Origin of the sequence: Paraburkholderia fungorum (assembly GCF_046027605.1) — a bacterium.
GTDB lineage: Bacteria > Pseudomonadota > Gammaproteobacteria > Burkholderiales > Burkholderiaceae > Paraburkholderia > Paraburkholderia fungorum_F.
Genome location: NZ_JAQQEF010000009.1, coordinates 1 through 14,758 on the forward strand (window position 1 = coordinate 1; position 14,758 = coordinate 14,758).

A 14,758-nucleotide genomic window follows, 5' to 3' on the forward strand; every position below is an offset into this window, starting at 1 on the left:
TTTCCGTTTTGTGTTTGTGTGGCGGGGGGGCGTGGGGGGGGGTTGGGCGATGGCGCGGAGCGGATCGCTTTATGGCCGGCTTGGACCGGGTATGGACCGGGTATGGACCGGGGATTGGCCATCCCCACGCCGCGCACGAACTCACTGCGCCCGAAAGCCACCGCCTGCCATTAGCCTCAGCGCAGCGCCTGCGCGCATTCGGCCACCAGCGCCGGTCCGCGGTAAATGAAGCCGGTATAGAGCTGCACCAGCGAAGCGCCCGCCGCGAGCTTGGCGCGCGCATCCTCGCCCGAGAAAATCCCACCCACGCCGATAATCGGCACAGTCTCGCCGACTTCCGCGCGCAGTTTTCGGATCACCTCGTTCGACGCGTCGAACACTGGCTTGCCCGACAGGCCGCCGGCCTCGTCGCCGTACTGCATGCCGGTGACGGCGGTGCGCGACAGCGTGGTGTTGGTGGCGATCACGCCTTCGAACTGGTGGCGCAACAGCGTGTCGGCGATCGATTTGATCTGTTCGTCATCGAGGTCCGGCGCGATCTTCAGGGCGAGCGGCACCAGCTTGCCGTGCATGTCGGCCAGACGCTGCTGCTTGTCCTTCAGCGCGGCGAGCAGCGCGTCGAGTTCCCCCGCGCCTTGCAACTGGCGCAGATTCTTCGTATTCGGCGACGAGATGTTGACCGTCACGTAGCTCGCGAACGGGTACACGCGTTCGAGGCAGTACAGATAGTCTTCGGCGGCGCGCTCGATCGGGGTGTCGGCGTTCTTGCCGATATTCAGCCCGAGAATGCCGCGATAGCGCGCGGCTTGCACGTTCTTGACGAACTGGTCGACGCCCGCGTTGTTGAAGCCCATCCGGTTGATCACGGCATTCGCCTGCGGCAGGCGGAACATGCGCGGGCGCGGATTACCCGGCTGCGCGCGCGGCGTGACCGTGCCCACTTCGATGAAGCCGAAGCCGAGTGCGGCCAGACCGTCGATCGCGGCGCCGTCCTTGTCGAGGCCCGCGGCGAGCCCAACCGGATTGCGGAAGGTCAGCCCCATTACGGTGCGTGGCGCATCCGGCACGCGCGGCCCGAGCGCGCTGGCGAGACCGGTGCGGCCGGCGGCGCCGAGTATGCGCAAAGTCAGGTGATGAGCGTCTTCCGCGTCCATGCGAAAGAGTTGGGCGCGTACGAGCGGGTAGAGGGAGCTGAACACAGGACGAAGCCGGGCGGCCGGAAAATGGGAACCCGCCATTTTACCGGCTTTGAGGCTTTAATGAGACTAACTGAAAGGGAAGTGGAGGCGCCGGTGCCGGAGTGCGTGGGTCCTACCGTGCTGGCCGGGCCAGTGAAACCCGCGGACATTACGGCCGTAGTGGCCCGCGTTTGCCTTGAATCGCCAGATCGACCGGCGGCAGATCGATGCTGGCAGGATCGAGCACCTGCCATGCACCGTCGATCAAGCCCTCGAGTGGCCGGAAATTCGCCTTGTACGCCATCTTCGGACTCTCGCGAATCCAGTAGCCGAGGTACACGAAGGGCAGCTTGAGACTGCGCGCCTGCTCGATCTGCCAGTAGATGTTGTAGGTGCCGAAGCTGGTATGCGGCAGACCCGGTTCGAAGAACGTATATACCGACGAGAGCCCGTCACCGAGAATGTCGATCATGCTGATCATGCGCAGAATGCCGGGCGCTTCCGGATGGTCCGGCAACGGCTCGCGGAATTCGACCAGCCGCGAGTTGATCCGGCTTTGCAGCAGGAACTGTTCGTACTGGTCGCGGCTGTCGCGGTCCATGCCGCCGCCGGCATGTCGCGCCGACTGATAACGCATGTAGAGCGCGTAGTGCTCTTCGTCGTAATGCAGCGGGGCGACGGTTGCGACCAGTTCGCCGTGCTTCTTCCAGACCCGGCGCTGCGTACGGTTCGCCTCGAAACGGTCGACCGGCACACGCACCGGCACGCAGGCGCGGCAGCCATCGCAATACGGGCGGTACGTGAACACGCCAGAGCGCCGGAAGCCGGCTTTGACGAGGTCGGTATAGACGTCGGAGTTGATCAGATGGCTGGGTGTGGCGACTTGCGAGCGCGCGATGCGTCCATCCAGATAGCTGCAGGGATAGGGCGCCGTTGCATAAAATTGCAGCGCGGAAAGCGGGGAAAGAGGCAGCTCGTTGGGATGAGTCACGTTGGCAGCTCTCGAAGCGTCTCTGGTATTGCAAACCCGGCGCCTTGCGGTTTTTCAACCCGCGGCTCGTGACCCGCGGCCCGGTAGGCAACGGATCCGGATTCGGCCTGATTCTTACTACGCCGCCGGCGCGACGACATCGAGCAACACGGTCTTGTCGAAGCGCCAGGGAATGGGCGGTGCGTCGACAGACGCGCGAACATGCGCGATGAATGCCTTGCGCGCAATCTCGCGGCCGCCAAGCGACGCCAGATGCGACGTGTTCTGCTGGCAGTCTATCATTTCTATTTTGTGACGTCGCAAGTGTCCGACGAGCGCGGCCAGCGCCATTTTCGACGCATCGGTGAGCTCCGCGAACATCGATTCGCCGAAGAACATCCGGCCGAACGACACCCCGTACAAACCGCCTACGCGCTTGCCTTCGAACCAGGTTTCGATGCTGTGCGCGTCGCCCACCCGATGCAGCGACGAATACGCTTCGACCACGTCGGCGGTGATCCAGGTGCCGCGCTGGCCGCGCCGCGGCGCTTGCGCACAGGCGCGCATCACGGCGGCGAAATCGTGGTCGACGCGGATTTCCCACGCGTCCTCGCGCAGCACCCGCTTGAGCGTCTTGCGCAGCGACGGCGATAGTTTGAACTCGGCGGGGCGCAGGATCATGCGCGGGTCGGGACTCCACCACAACACCGGCTGGCCGTCCGAGTACCACGGAAAGATGCCGCGCCGGTAGGCGTCGATCAGCCGCGACGGCAGCAGGTCGCCGCTGGCGGCGAGCAGGCCCGGTGCGCCGCTTGCCGCGCCGAGCGCGCGCTCGACGGGAGGGAACGGATCGTCAGGTCCGAGCCAGGGAACCATGCGCGCCGCTCAGCCTTCGCGCAGCGAGCGGAAGATGTCGCCCGTGTGCAGGCCGTAACTGCCGGCGGCACGGTCGGCGAAAAAGAAACGCAAGGTCTGGCCGACCGTCGGGAAAGCGATCTCGTCCCACGGAATTTCGTGTTCCTCGAAGAGTTTCACTTCGAGGCTTTCCTCGCCGGCCGCGATGTCGAGGTCGAGCAGCCGCGCCATATAGAACAGATGCACCTGATGCACGTGCGGTACGTTCAGCAGCGAGAACAGGCTTTGCACCTCGACGCGCGCGCCGGCTTCTTCCAGGGTTTCGCGCGAAGCCGCTTCGGCCGTGGTTTCGCCCATTTCCATGAAACCTGCCGGCAGCGTCCAGTAGCCATAGCGCGGTTCGATCGCGCGCCGGCACAGCAGCACTTTGTCGTCCCAGACCGGAACGGTGCCGACCACGTTGCGCGGATTCTGATAGTGCACCGTGCCGCAATTGCCGCATACGAAGCGCTCGCGGTTGTCACCCGGCGGAATGCTCAGGCTGACGCCGTGGCCGCAGACAGAACAGAATTTCATAGGAAGGGGACGAGAAAGAGTGATGGGAGTTTATCACTGGGCCGGCATTTTCCGAGGGACGGCGAAGGCGGCAGGCCGGCGGGAGGTGAAGGCAGCGGCGCGTGGTATGCGATGGACGGGGGCGGGCAATGACGGCCTTGTCCGATTGGCTAACGCTGGCGCCTTTACGCGCTATTCGACGACGGGTGAGTTAGGATTGCTACTAGATCGATGCATGGACGTGAGGCGTGCGGTATCTGGGTGAGGGAAAGAGGAGAGCACGCACGCAACTGAAGAGCGAAGCAGAAAACAAAAAAGGCCTGCCGATTTGGCAAGCCCTTGATGTTGTTTCGACGTTTCGAATCGCTTCAGCTACTTGGAAGTGACTTGGTTGCGGGGGTAGGATTTGAACCTACGACCTTCGGGTTATGAGCCCGACGAGCTGCCAGACTGCTCCACCCCGCGTCCGTCGAAGAAAAGAGTATAGGACAAAGCGGGGGTCGACGCAATAGCTATTTAAGAGCCGACTTCAATACGCGCCAATACGAGGCGGCTCGCAAGCGTGGCGGGTTTCGACGCGAAGCGACTTCCGAAGCGACGCGAACTGCAAAGCGCGGCGGCTCGCAACGCGACGCGAACTCCCAGGCACAGCGAATTTCAAAGCACAGCGAACTTCCAGGCGCGGCGCCGTCCAAAGTCGCCACGCGCATTGCCACCGTCGCCTGCCCGAAGGCCCTCGTAAGACGCTGCGCTAGAATTCAGATTCTCTTCCTCGCGCCGGGATGCATTTGCAACGGCCCGCGCTTCACTTCTTACCTTGCTCTGAACTCCATGGATATCGCTCACGATCTACAGGTGATTGCCGCTCAGGAACACGCGCTGGTGTTCCCGCAATTCGACGCCGACCGCGCATGGCAGGTCGGTGTCTATCTGCATGAAGTCTGCAAAGCACGCGGTATCGCCGCCGCCATCGACGTGCGCACGTTCGGTCAGCCGCTGTTCTTCAGCTTGCTCGACGGCGCGACGCCGGACAATGTCGACTGGGCGCGCCGCAAGGGCAACACGGTCGCGCATTTTCGGCGCAGTTCGTACGCGATCGGTCTGAAGATGCAACAGGCCGGCAGCACGCTCGCTGACAAGCACGGCTTGCCGGCCACGGAATACGCGTCCCATGGCGGCGCTTTCCCATTGAAGGTCGCGGGCGCGGGCGTGATCGGCTCGATCACGGTATCCGGATTGCCGCAGCGGGCCGATCATGAACTGGTAGTGGAAGCGCTGTGTGCTCATCTTGGCCATGACTACAGCAAGCTCGCGCTTGCAAAGGCCTGAGCCGATGCGCATGCCTCCTTATGCATTGCTTGCCATTGCGATCGTCGCCGAAGTCATTGCGACCTCCGCGATGCGGGCGTCGGAAGGTTTTTCGCGCCTGTTGCCGGCAACGGTTGTGGTGATCGGCTACGGCATTGCGTTCTATTGCCTGTCGCTGACGCTCAAGACTATTCCGGTCGGCATCGTCTACGCAGTGTGGTCCGGCGCCGGTATCGTGCTGATCACACTGGTCGCGCTCGTGCTGTACCGGCAAGTGCCCGACCTGCCGGCCATCATCGGGCTCGGGCTGATCATTGCCGGTGTCGCCGTGCTGAATATGTTCTCGAAGATGCAGGCGCACTGAGCCTTACTTGCAGCGCACGATCATCGACCGGTTTTTCACGTTGGCCGAGACGACGTTCGTGACGCTGCCGCCCGCGGTGCCGCCTTCGTCATTGTCTTTCGACACGATGTCGTAGCCGGTTGCGCCACATGCGCGACCGGCCTGCACATAGCAGGAGGCCCAGCTGGAAGCGGCATCGGCGCCGCTGCAGTTCACCGCAAAGCCGGTCTGGCCGTTCGGCAGATTGATCAGCGACGTGGTATTCGACGATGCGCAGCCGGCGAGACCCGCGCCAAGCAACAGGGCGGCGGGCACGGCAACAGACAGGGACGCTCCGCGGACGAGCGCAAGCGCGGCGCTGCGGGGTCGGAAGCGGCCGGGGCGGCGCAGTTGCGTCATGAAATGCATCGTGATGTTTCCTTTCAAATAGATATCGAGTCTCGCCTCATACACCGGAAGTGTGCGCTCGAGGCTAAGGCGTTTCGATCGTGATGCCCGCCGCGCCAATCTTTTGACGGCTTTCCGCGCCGCTTTCGGTGGCCGCGTCTTCCCAGATGCTGATGGCTTTCGGGATGTCGATGCCATGGCTTTCGGCGTACGCAAACCATTTGTTTGCGGCATCCGGCTCAGGCAGTTCGTGGTTCTGCAGAAAATATTTTCCCATACTGCGCTCGTTGGACTTGAAATGGCGTCACAGCGTCAGCACCGATCGTGCCCGTGAATGTGCCGGTGAACTGGTTCGACAGAGGCGAGCGGCACAAGTGCAATCCGGCGTATCACTTTGCAGAGAGAACTTATCGGCTCGGGGCGCGCCTTACTTACTTGTCTGCCGCGAGCGCATGCGTGTGAACCGTCCACGTGGCGTCCGTCCATCCACTGCAAGCGAGGAGAAAGAACATGGCTGAACGCGTCAGCGGCCCTTATCGCGGCTATTACATCAGCGCTGCCGCGCGCCTCGTGCCGGCTGTCGAAGCATCCGCGCCGGGCGCCGGCGCCGCAACCGGTACGTACGTCGGTTCGGTGAGTCTGGCTGAACAGGGGCCGGACGATCCGCACCGGATGGAAACCCTGCTCGAACTCGGCGATGCGCAGCGCTTTGGCAGCGAAGAGGACGCGCTGATTTTCGTCGAACGGGCCGCGCGCGACTATGTCGACCGCCTGCTCGGAGCTGCCTGATGGCGGCGCGCGGCACTCAGGAAGACGGCGCCGGAGGCTGGACCGCGGTCCAGCCGCGCGAGTACCATATCGGGCATGTCCGGGGGCAGCCGGTTCTGACCGGTGTCCATATCCTGCCGGATACTTCTGATGAGGCGACCATGGAAATTCGGTTTCCCGCGGACGCGCCTGCTTACCGCGACTCCAATCTGACGGTGGTGTTTCCCGCGCTCGTGGACGGCGAAACGGTGCCGTGCGCGATCTCGGTCGAAGCGCTCGAGGATCACTTCGGCGCGTACAGCGAAGATCTCGAAGGCTGGATGCGCGCGTTCGACGCCGGGCGTCCGCATATCGAGGCGGTTGCGCGCGAACATTTGCAGATCAGCAACGGCACACCTGTGCTGCTCAAGAGCGGCCATTTCCCGCCGGGAAACGTCGCGGTTTAGACGCGGGCTCGTGGCGACACGGCAGATAGACACGCGCGTTCAAAATTGGTCGATTGCGCGGGTGGTGTTCGACGCGTGAGGTTGTTCGCGTCGGCGCCGCCTTCGTGTGTATTTCGTGCGTGCAGGCCGTTCGGGCTTCCGTCCCTTTCACGTGTATTTCATGCGTGCGGGCCGCACGAGCTTGCGTCGTTTCCGCGCAGGAAGGTCCGCTCCCAGTCAGGCTGTTTTCGCGGCGTCCCGATGCGTGTCCATACCGGCCGATGCCGTGGCGCGCGCAGCGTTGAACGCCTGACGGATACCGTCTTCGTACGACGTTTTGGCGATCGGACCGATGAGTTGTGTGAGTGCAGCGTCGTCGAGCACGAGCGGCTCGGTCATCAGGTAATTCATTTCCACCAGTTCCCGCATCAGCGGATTGAAGAGGCCGAGCATGCACAGCAGGGTCTTGCCGGCCACCATCAGCTTGGGCTCGCGGGCCGCCAGCGCATAAGCCTGTCTCGCCACCTCGCGCTGCGTGATCGTGCCCGTGCCGGCCAGGTGCCACCAGCGGCCATATGCTTCCGGTGTACGTGTGAGTTTCTCGACCACCGGTCCGATATCCGGCAAGTAGATGAATTCGTGCGGTACGTCCACCGGCCCGATCACCTGCGCGCGCTTGCCGTGCGCCGCGCCCTCGAACACGCCATTGATCAGACTGCGTTCGATGCCAGGACCGTAAAAGTCCGGCAGGCGCAGCACCAGTGTCGACAGGGTGGGCGATCCGCTTGTGCCTCCGCTTACACGCCCACTTGCGCTTGTATTCCCGCTTGTGCTCTCACTCGCGCTTCCGCTTGTGCGTCCGCCTGAACGCCCATGTGCCGCCAGCACCAGATCTTCCTGCGCGAGCCGCATCTTGCCTTTGAACGTATGCGGCTCACGCGGATGATTTTCGCTAATCGGATTGCCGCGCGCGCGGCCGTAGGGATACACGGTGCCGATCAGAATGAAGCGTTCGACGCCCGCCGCCGTCACGCCGCTCAGGGTTCTTTCCATTAGCGGTGGATGCGCGGCGAACTGATCGTAGGGCACGCCCACCAGATAGATCACGGTCTGCAGGCCCTCGGCCGCGGCGCGGATCGAGGCCGGGTCGTCCGGATTCCACGTGACGATTTCCGCATGCAGGTCATCGCCGAAAGCGGCCTCGAGCGGCGCACGGGCGCGGCCGACCACCCGATAATCCCGGCCCGCCGCGCTTAGCGCCGCTGCGATGACTTGACCGGCCGCGCCCGCGGCACCGAATAATCCGACTTTCCCTGTGGCTTGCATGACGACTCCTGGAAGCGGCGCCGTATCGCGCCTGGGGGACTGTGACTGATTTTCAACGATCTTGGTTGATCGGTGAAAATTTAATGAACATCGTTCAGTAAACACCGTTCAGTTTAATTTGACTTTTCAGTTTGTCAACCGGAGAATGTTCGTCATGGGAATCGTCGAACGAAAAAGCCGTCAGAAACAGGCGCTGCGCGAGCGCATCCTCGATGCCGCGCGGCGCATCGTCATGCGCGAAGGTTTTGCCGCGCTCTCCATGCGCAAGATTGCGGACGCCATCGAGTATTCGCCCGCCACGCTGTATCTTCATTTCGCGAGCCGCGATGAGATCGCGCATGCGTTGTGCGCGGAAGGTTATGCGCAATTGCTGGAGACGTTCGTGCCGTTAGCGCAGATCGCCGATCCGGCTGAGCGATTGAGGGCGCTCGGGCGCGCTTATGTGGCTTTTGGTGTCGCGCATCCGGAAACCTACCGGTTGATCTTCATGGAAGACCCCAGCTATACGGGCGCGGCGTTGGGCGGGAAGGCCGCGGTGTCGGGCACGGGTGTGTCGGTGGCTGCGATCGCGGATGCGGGGGCGACGGACGAAGCTGTGGCGATGCCGGCGGCCAGGGCAGCGGCCGCAGGAACAACGGCGGCGGGAACAGCGGCAGCAGGAACAACCGCGGCAGAAACGACCGCAGCAGAAACAACGGCCGCAGGTTCCACCGCTTCCGGAACAGCGAGTCTCGCGCCCGCGAAATCCGATGACGACCCCGGCGATGCCTCGTTGCGCATCATGCTCTCCGCGCTCGAAGAATTGAAAGCGGCGGGGCGCCTGTCCGCGTCCATGGATGTGGCAGTGTGGGCCGAGGCGTTCTGGGCGACCTTGCACGGCATCGTCGCACTCAACCTCACATGCCCGGTGTTTCCGACCGCGCCGCTGGATACGGTGGTGGGTCTCGCACTTGATGCGTGGCTGGGTACCTCAGATGCCGGTCAGCCGTCAGGCATCACCAGTTCTTCGCGCGCGCGTAAAAGAAAGTCCGCTGACGCGCCGGTGGAATCGACCCCCGAGTTGGGCGGCGACCTGGCCGCTCAGCCGTCTCAGGCCGCCGCGCCGTCCGGCAGGAAGTCCACGAAGTAGCCTGAGCCATCAACCTCAAAACCGCCACCGACGCGGAGATCCACGACGCCACCAAAGCGGCGTCCAAACCAGAACCCAAAGCGCAGACCAGGTCCACCACCAAGCCGAAAGCAACGCGTGCGTGATAACGTTCAGTTCCGACTCATCTCGCGCCATCGCGCTTAGCTCTCAATGTCCATTTCCGCCTCGCCCGCCGTCAGCGACGAAGTCGCGACTTACGTAGCCAACCGCATCGGTTTCATTGAACTGGAAAGGCCGAAGGCGCTCAACGCGCTGTCGACCGGCATGATTCGCGCCATGCACGCGGCGCTCGATCAGTGGCGCGAAGATCCCAACGTGCTCGCCGTGGTGGTGCGCAGCGAGCATCCGCGCGCGTTCTGCGCGGGCGGCGATATCCGCTTTCTGTACGAGTCGGCTGAGCGCGGCGAGCAGGCCGCGCGCGATACGTTTTTCATCGAGGAATACCGGCTCAATCACACGATCTTCACCTACCCGAAGCCCTATATCGCGCTGATGAACGGCGTCGTGATGGGTGGCGGCATGGGGATTTCGCAGGGCGCGCATCGTACCGGCGGCCTGCGGGTGGTCACCAACTCGACGAAGATGGCAATGCCCGAGACCCGCATCGGACTTTTTCCCGATGTCGGCGCGAGCTGGTTTCTGGCGCGCACGCCAGGCGCGCTCGGCCGTTATCTGGCGGTCACCGGTGAGACGATCGGCGCCGCCGATGCACTCTATGCAGGCCTCGCCGATGCCTATATCGACGACGCGGCATTGCCCGCGCTAGTCGATACGTTGCGCAGCGAACTGTTCGAACGCGGCGTCGACGTGGTGGCGTGCATCGAGCGTGAGACAGCCGCGCATCGGGTCGTGCCGGAACCCAATGTTTCGCCGCTCGCGAGCGCGCGTGCGTTGATCGACCGCCATTTCGCATTGCCCGACATGACGCGGATTCTCGCTTCGCTGGAGCATGAGCGGGCGCATGGCGGCGAGGCCGCCGATTGGGCCGAGCAGACGATTGCCGTGTTGCGCGAACGTTCGCCGTTGTCGATGGCGGTGTCGCTGGAAGTGGTGACGCGCGCGGAGGGTTCGATGGCGGAGGTGCTGCGCGGCGATCTGGATCTGACACGCACGAGCTTTGCGCAGGGCGACACGATCGAAGGGATTCGTGCACGCATCATCGACAAGGACAATGCGCCGCGCTGGCGCTTTGCGCGCATTGAAGACGTGAACGCCGCCGATGTGGCGAAGATGTTCGAAAGCCCGTGGCCGGCAAACGAGCATCCGTTGCGCGATCTGCGCGCCTGAATAAACTCGGGCAACGACAACGGCAACGGCGATACCAGCGGCAGAAGCTGTGCCGGTCCGGCGAGCCGCAAACCGCAAACCGCCGAACCAGCATAGCCCCGCGAGTGGAGCCGAAACGCTCAGTCCTCGTCTTCGCTCGCCATGAAGGCGCGCATGAACACCAGCGCGCCCCAGCCCCACATCGCGTTCGCCGCGAAACCCACAGCAAGGCGCGGCAGCATATTGCCGCTCGGCCAGATGCCGCGCAGCGGATCGACGACGAACACACTCGCCGCCGTCAACGCAATGCCGCCGAACACGAACGCCGGCACCCACGGCGCACGCCGTCCAGGCGCCACGCGCAGCAGCCACGCCATCAGCACCGCCCAGAACGCACTCCAGATTGCGTTCGCGATGAACTCGGGCAACCCGAGCGGCAAAAACGGTGCGGTTGAAAAACCGTTCGGGTCGATCAAACCGGCTGCGTGCAGCAGCGCCAGCGTCGATTCATGAAAGAACAGGGAAGCCAGAAAACCGGCGACGAACGGTAGGATGAGTTTTTGCATGCATTGCACCGCGAGAGCTCAGGCGGCGTGATCTGCGCGGCCTGCACCGGATTATCGGAAACGTGGCGCCATTATATAGAGGGGTACCGCGCTTTCAGCGTGGGTGAGGCGCAACATCCGTATGCTTTAGCGTCGGGCTAATCACGAAAGTGGAAAACCTAAGCTCAAAAAAATCGTTCAAAAGCCGCGCCCCGATCCATAGACTGTTTCTCCATGCAGACGGCGTTTGCCGCCGTCGCCCATTTAATCGAGCGCATCACGCGCACGTTTGGTCGAGGGAAGCCGTCGCGATGTCCTGCCTGATGCCGATCTTCAACCGCTCCATGGCGCACGCGCGTTCGCGGACGCGCTGTCGGAACTAGTCCGCGCCTCATCGCCGTATTTCCGTCCTTTTTGCGCTCGCATCTCCGGCCGCGTGTCGGGTGGATGCGCGCGGCTAGCGGCGCGCGACCAGCGGCGCGCGGCCAGCGGCGCGCGGCCAGCGTGTGGCTTTTCACTTGACGCACGGTCGTGACACACGTCTCCATTCAATCCAGTTTCGAACAAGCAGGAGCAGTAAATGAATGTGTTCTGGTTCATTCCGACTCACGGCGATGGCCGCTATCTCGGTACGTCCCAAGGCGCACGCGCAGCGGATTTCGACTACTTCCAGCAGATCGCCGTGGCCGCCGATACGCTCGGCTACGAGGGCGTGCTGCTGCCTACGGGCCGTTCGTGCGAAGACGCATGGGTCGTCGCATCGAGCCTGATGGCCGCCACCAAACGTCTGAAGTTTCTCGTCGCGATCCGTCCGGGCATTTCGTCGCCGGGTCTGGCGGCGCGCATGGCGGCGACCTTCGACCGGGTGTCGAATGGGCGTCTGCTGATCAACGTCGTGACCGGCGGCGATCCGGGTGAGCTGGAAGGCGACGGCGTGTTCGTCGATCACGACACGCGCTATGAAATCACCGACGAATTCCTGCATGTCTGGCGCAATCTGTTGAGCGCCGCGCATACCAAGGAAGCGATCGACTTCGAAGGCAAGCATCTGACCTCGAAGGGCGGCAAGGTGCTGTTTCCGTCGCTGCAGAAGCCGCATCCGCCGCTGTGGTTCGGCGGGTCGTCGGCGGCTGCGCACGACATCGCGGCCGATCACATCGACACGTATCTGACGTGGGGCGAGCCGCCCGCGGCCGTCGCCAAAAAGGTCGCCGACATTCGCGCGCGCGCTGAAGCGCGTGGCCGCAAGATCAAGTTCGGCATTCGCCTGCATGTGATCGTGCGCGAGACCGAGGAAGAAGCATGGGCCGCCGCCGACAAGCTGATCAGCAAGCTCGACGACGAAACCATTGCCCGCGCGCAGGCTTCGTACTCGAAGATGGATTCTGAAGGACAGCGCCGGATGGCGGCATTGCACGGCGGCAAGCGAGGCGGTCGCGCGGAGCTCGAGGTCTATCCGCATCTGTGGGCGGGCGTGGGTCTCGCGCGCGGCGGCGCGGGGACCGCGATTGTCGGCAACCCCGAGCAGGTCGTGGCGCTGATGAAGGAATATCAGGATCTCGGCATCGACACGTTCATCCTGTCCGGCTATCCGCATCTCGAAGAGTCATATCGCTTTGCCGAACTGGTGTTTCCGCTGCTGCCGGGCCGTAAGAGCAAGACGGCGGGCGGTCCGCTGTCGGGTCCGTTCGGCGAGATCGTCGGCGGCAACCATCTGCCGAAGGCGGCGAGCTCGAGCTGAGCATCGCCGGCCGCCTCGGCAACAACGTTCATCGATAGGCAATGAGGAAATCATCATGGCTCAATCCACTGTGAGTGTGGAACGAGGCACACAGGCGGGTGCGCAGGCGGATTCTGGCGGGCGTGCAAGCGCGGGTACCGGCCTGCTGCGCCGCATCGGCGCGCATCTTGCGCCGTGGCTCGCGCCGCTGGCGATTCTGCTGGCGTGGGAATTCGCCGCGCGCAGCGGGATTCTGTCGACGCGCGTGCTGCCCGAGCCGCTGGCGGTCGTGAAGGCCGCGTGGTCGCTGATCCAGTCCGGCGAAATGTGGGCCGACGTGAAGGTCAGCACGTGGCGCGCGGTGTCGGGCTTTGCGGTCGGCGGCAGTATCGGGCTCGTGCTCGGCCTTGCAACGGGTCTCTTCAAGCCCGTCGAAATCGCACTCGATTCGACCGTGCAGATGATCCGCAACATTCCCGCGCTGGCGATGATCCCGCTCGTGATCCTGTGGTTCGGTATCGAGGAAGAGGCGAAGCTGTTTCTCGTCGCGCTGGGCGTGTTTTTCCCGATCTACGTGAACACGTTTCACGGCATCCGCTCGGTCGACGCCAATCTGACCGAGATGGCGCGCAGTTACGGCGTGAAGGGTTTCGCACTGTACCGGCACGTGATCTTGCCGGGCGCGTTGCCGTCGATTCTGGTCGGCGTGCGTTTCGCGTTGGGGCTGATGTGGGTCACGCTGATCGTCGCCGAAACCATTTCCGCGCAATCGGGCATCGGCTATATGACGATGAATGCCCGTGAATTCCTGCAAACCGATGTGGTGGTGGTCGGCATCCTGCTGTACGCGGCGCTCGGCAAACTCGCCGACGTGCTGGCCAAGGGCCTCGAGCGGGTCACGCTGCGTTGGCATCCGGCTTATCAACGAGGAGCGAAAGCATGAACGCAACGACCTTGTCGGCGTCGTTCGGCGGCATCGCGGGCAGCGATCTCGAAGCCGAACTGGCGCAACCGCGCACCGTCGATCACGACGCAGACGAAGCCGCCGGTTTCGAGCGCGCCGATCCGGCGGCGCGCGATAGCCAACGGGCCGGCGCGCTAACCCGCAACGATGCACGCCGATCCGCCGATTATTCGGTCGAGCTGCGCGGCGTCGGCAAGCAGTACGGCGAGCGCAAGGTGCTGTCCGATTTCGATCTGTCGATCGAGCGCGGCAGTTTCGTGGCGATTGTCGGGCGCAGCGGCTGCGGAAAATCGACCTTGTTGCGGCTGGTCGCGGGTCTGGAAAAGACCACCTCGGGCGTGCTCGAAAAGCGCGCCGACGACGGCCGGCCGCTCGACACCCGCATCATGTTCCAGGACGCGCGGCTCCTGCCCTGGAAAAGCGTGCTGCAAAACGTGATGCTCGGCCTCGGCCGCAGCGCCCGTGACGATGCGCGTGCCGTGCTCGCCGAAGTCGGCTTGCTCGAACGCGCCAACGACTGGCCCGCGCAATTGTCCGGCGGTCAGCGTCAACGGGTGGCGCTCGCTCGCGCGCTGGTGCATCGGCCGCAATTGCTGCTGCTGGACGAACCGCTCGGCGCGCTCGACGCGTTGACCCGCATCGAAATGCACGCGCTGATCGAACGACTGTGGCGCGAACATCAATTTACCGCGCTGCTGGTGACACACGACGTGCACGAAGCCGTCGCGTTAGGCGACCGGATTCTGCTGATCGAAGACGGGCGCATCGCGCTCGATCAGCCGGTGCCGCTGGCACGCCCGCGGGCGCGTGCGTCGGCCGGTTTTGCCGCGCTGGAAGATCATGTGTTGCAACGCGTACTGAAGACCGCGTCGAACGACGACGCGCTGTCCTGGCGCGCTTACGACGCACGTGACGAGGACCGCCTCAGGCGGCCGACAGACGTCCGCTGGGCCGTCTGAGATCCCTTGACTGACCGTTTTTCAATCGCTTTTCCAGGA

General features: G+C 63.7%; 17 protein-coding genes and 1 tRNA gene. 9 read left to right on the forward strand and 9 right to left on the reverse strand.

The annotated features are described in order from the left end of the window. Window positions 1–176: 176 nt before the first annotated feature. The 5 genes from PQR53_RS16435 to PQR53_RS16455 form a co-directional block, all read right to left on the reverse strand. The gene (locus tag PQR53_RS16435; protein WP_408456256.1) at window positions 177–1,154 is read right to left on the reverse strand and encodes a quinone-dependent dihydroorotate dehydrogenase; all 978 of its coding nucleotides are present in this window, start codon (window positions 1,152–1,154) and stop codon (window positions 177–179) included. A gap of 193 nt (window positions 1,155–1,347) precedes the next feature. Further along, window positions 1,348–2,169, reverse strand: a complete 822-nt coding sequence (locus tag PQR53_RS16440) for an arginyltransferase (protein ID WP_408455652.1) — start codon at window positions 2,167–2,169, stop codon at window positions 1,348–1,350. A gap of 117 nt (window positions 2,170–2,286) precedes the next feature. Beyond that, window positions 2,287–3,024, reverse strand: coding sequence for a leucyl/phenylalanyl-tRNA--protein transferase (gene aat, locus PQR53_RS16445; protein ID WP_408455655.1), 738 nt, complete (start codon window positions 3,022–3,024; stop codon window positions 2,287–2,289). 9 nt (window positions 3,025–3,033) lie between these two features. Then, on the reverse strand, window positions 3,034–3,579 hold the full coding sequence (locus PQR53_RS16450; protein ID WP_179731308.1) for an NUDIX hydrolase: 546 nt from the start codon (window positions 3,577–3,579) through the stop codon (window positions 3,034–3,036). Window positions 3,580–3,946: 367 nt separating this feature from the next. After that, window positions 3,947–4,023: transfer RNA gene (locus PQR53_RS16455), tRNA-Met, on the reverse strand. 366 nt (window positions 4,024–4,389) lie between these two features. Between PQR53_RS16455 and PQR53_RS16460 the strand changes: the two genes are divergently transcribed. Both PQR53_RS16460 and PQR53_RS16465 read left to right on the forward strand, forming a co-directional pair. Continuing rightward, on the forward strand, window positions 4,390–4,887 hold the full coding sequence (locus tag PQR53_RS16460; RefSeq protein ID WP_408455658.1) for a heme-degrading domain-containing protein: 498 nt from the start codon (window positions 4,390–4,392) through the stop codon (window positions 4,885–4,887). 10 nt (window positions 4,888–4,897) lie between these two features. Then, window positions 4,898–5,230 carry a DMT family transporter gene (locus PQR53_RS16465; RefSeq protein ID WP_408455660.1) on the forward strand — a complete coding sequence of 111 codons (333 nt, stop codon included), beginning with the start codon at window positions 4,898–4,900 and terminating at the stop codon, window positions 5,228–5,230. Window positions 5,231–5,233: 3 nt separating this feature from the next. On the opposite strand, the gene PQR53_RS16470 is transcribed toward PQR53_RS16465, so the two are convergent. Together PQR53_RS16470 and PQR53_RS16475 are read right to left on the reverse strand one after the other, a co-directional pair. Continuing rightward, on the reverse strand, window positions 5,234–5,617 hold the full coding sequence (locus PQR53_RS16470; protein WP_408455663.1) for a hypothetical protein: 384 nt from the start codon (window positions 5,615–5,617) through the stop codon (window positions 5,234–5,236). A 64-nt stretch (window positions 5,618–5,681) separates the two neighbouring features. Next, a complete protein-coding gene (locus tag PQR53_RS16475; RefSeq protein WP_408455666.1) occupies window positions 5,682–5,873 on the reverse strand; it encodes a hypothetical protein in 192 nt (63 codons plus the stop codon). Window positions 5,874–6,106: 233 nt separating this feature from the next. Here PQR53_RS16475 and PQR53_RS16480 point away from each other — a divergent pair, with 233 nt between their 5' ends. Next, entirely contained in the window at window positions 6,107–6,385 is a 279-nt protein-coding gene (locus PQR53_RS16480) for a hypothetical protein (protein WP_408455669.1), read from the forward strand. Continuing rightward, window positions 6,385–6,810 carry a DUF1488 family protein gene (locus PQR53_RS16485; protein ID WP_408455672.1) on the forward strand — a complete coding sequence of 142 codons (426 nt, stop codon included), beginning with the start codon at window positions 6,385–6,387 and terminating at the stop codon, window positions 6,808–6,810. The genes PQR53_RS16480 and PQR53_RS16485 overlap by 1 nt, the downstream gene beginning before the upstream one ends. Before the next feature lie 216 nt (window positions 6,811–7,026). Here PQR53_RS16485 and PQR53_RS16490 read toward each other — a convergent pair whose 3' ends face one another. Next, entirely contained in the window at window positions 7,027–8,115 is a 1,089-nt protein-coding gene (locus PQR53_RS16490; protein ID WP_408455675.1) for an NAD-dependent epimerase/dehydratase family protein, read from the reverse strand. Between the two features lie 154 nt (window positions 8,116–8,269). Between PQR53_RS16490 and PQR53_RS16495 the strand changes: the two genes are divergently transcribed. Both PQR53_RS16495 and PQR53_RS16500 read left to right on the forward strand, forming a co-directional pair. Continuing rightward, on the forward strand, window positions 8,270–9,244 hold the full coding sequence (locus PQR53_RS16495) for a TetR/AcrR family transcriptional regulator (RefSeq protein WP_408455677.1): 975 nt from the start codon (window positions 8,270–8,272) through the stop codon (window positions 9,242–9,244). A gap of 171 nt (window positions 9,245–9,415) precedes the next feature. Beyond that, on the forward strand, window positions 9,416–10,552 hold the full coding sequence (locus PQR53_RS16500) for an enoyl-CoA hydratase/isomerase family protein (protein WP_408455680.1): 1,137 nt from the start codon (window positions 9,416–9,418) through the stop codon (window positions 10,550–10,552). A 119-nt stretch (window positions 10,553–10,671) separates the two neighbouring features. On the opposite strand, the gene PQR53_RS16505 is transcribed toward PQR53_RS16500, so the two are convergent. Continuing rightward, window positions 10,672–11,097: a hypothetical protein gene (locus tag PQR53_RS16505; RefSeq protein ID WP_179731325.1), complete on the reverse strand. Its 426-nt coding sequence runs from the start codon at window positions 11,095–11,097 to the stop codon at window positions 10,672–10,674. Between the two features lie 559 nt (window positions 11,098–11,656). Here PQR53_RS16505 and ssuD point away from each other — a divergent pair. Genes ssuD through PQR53_RS16520 form a run of 3 tightly spaced genes read left to right on the forward strand, consistent with a single transcriptional unit; the run spans window position 11,657 to window position 14,719 of the window. Continuing rightward, window positions 11,657–12,817 carry an FMNH2-dependent alkanesulfonate monooxygenase gene (gene ssuD / locus PQR53_RS16510; RefSeq protein WP_408455684.1) on the forward strand — a complete coding sequence of 387 codons (1,161 nt, stop codon included), beginning with the start codon at window positions 11,657–11,659 and terminating at the stop codon, window positions 12,815–12,817. Window positions 12,818–12,872: 55 nt separating this feature from the next. Next, the gene (ssuC, locus tag PQR53_RS16515; protein ID WP_408455687.1) at window positions 12,873–13,739 is read left to right on the forward strand and encodes an aliphatic sulfonate ABC transporter permease SsuC; all 867 of its coding nucleotides are present in this window, start codon (window positions 12,873–12,875) and stop codon (window positions 13,737–13,739) included. Next, window positions 13,736–14,719: an ATP-binding cassette domain-containing protein gene (locus PQR53_RS16520; protein ID WP_408455690.1), complete on the forward strand. Its 984-nt coding sequence runs from the start codon at window positions 13,736–13,738 to the stop codon at window positions 14,717–14,719. Before ssuC ends, PQR53_RS16520 begins: the two co-directional genes overlap by 4 nt. Window positions 14,720–14,758 lie beyond the last annotated feature (39 nt).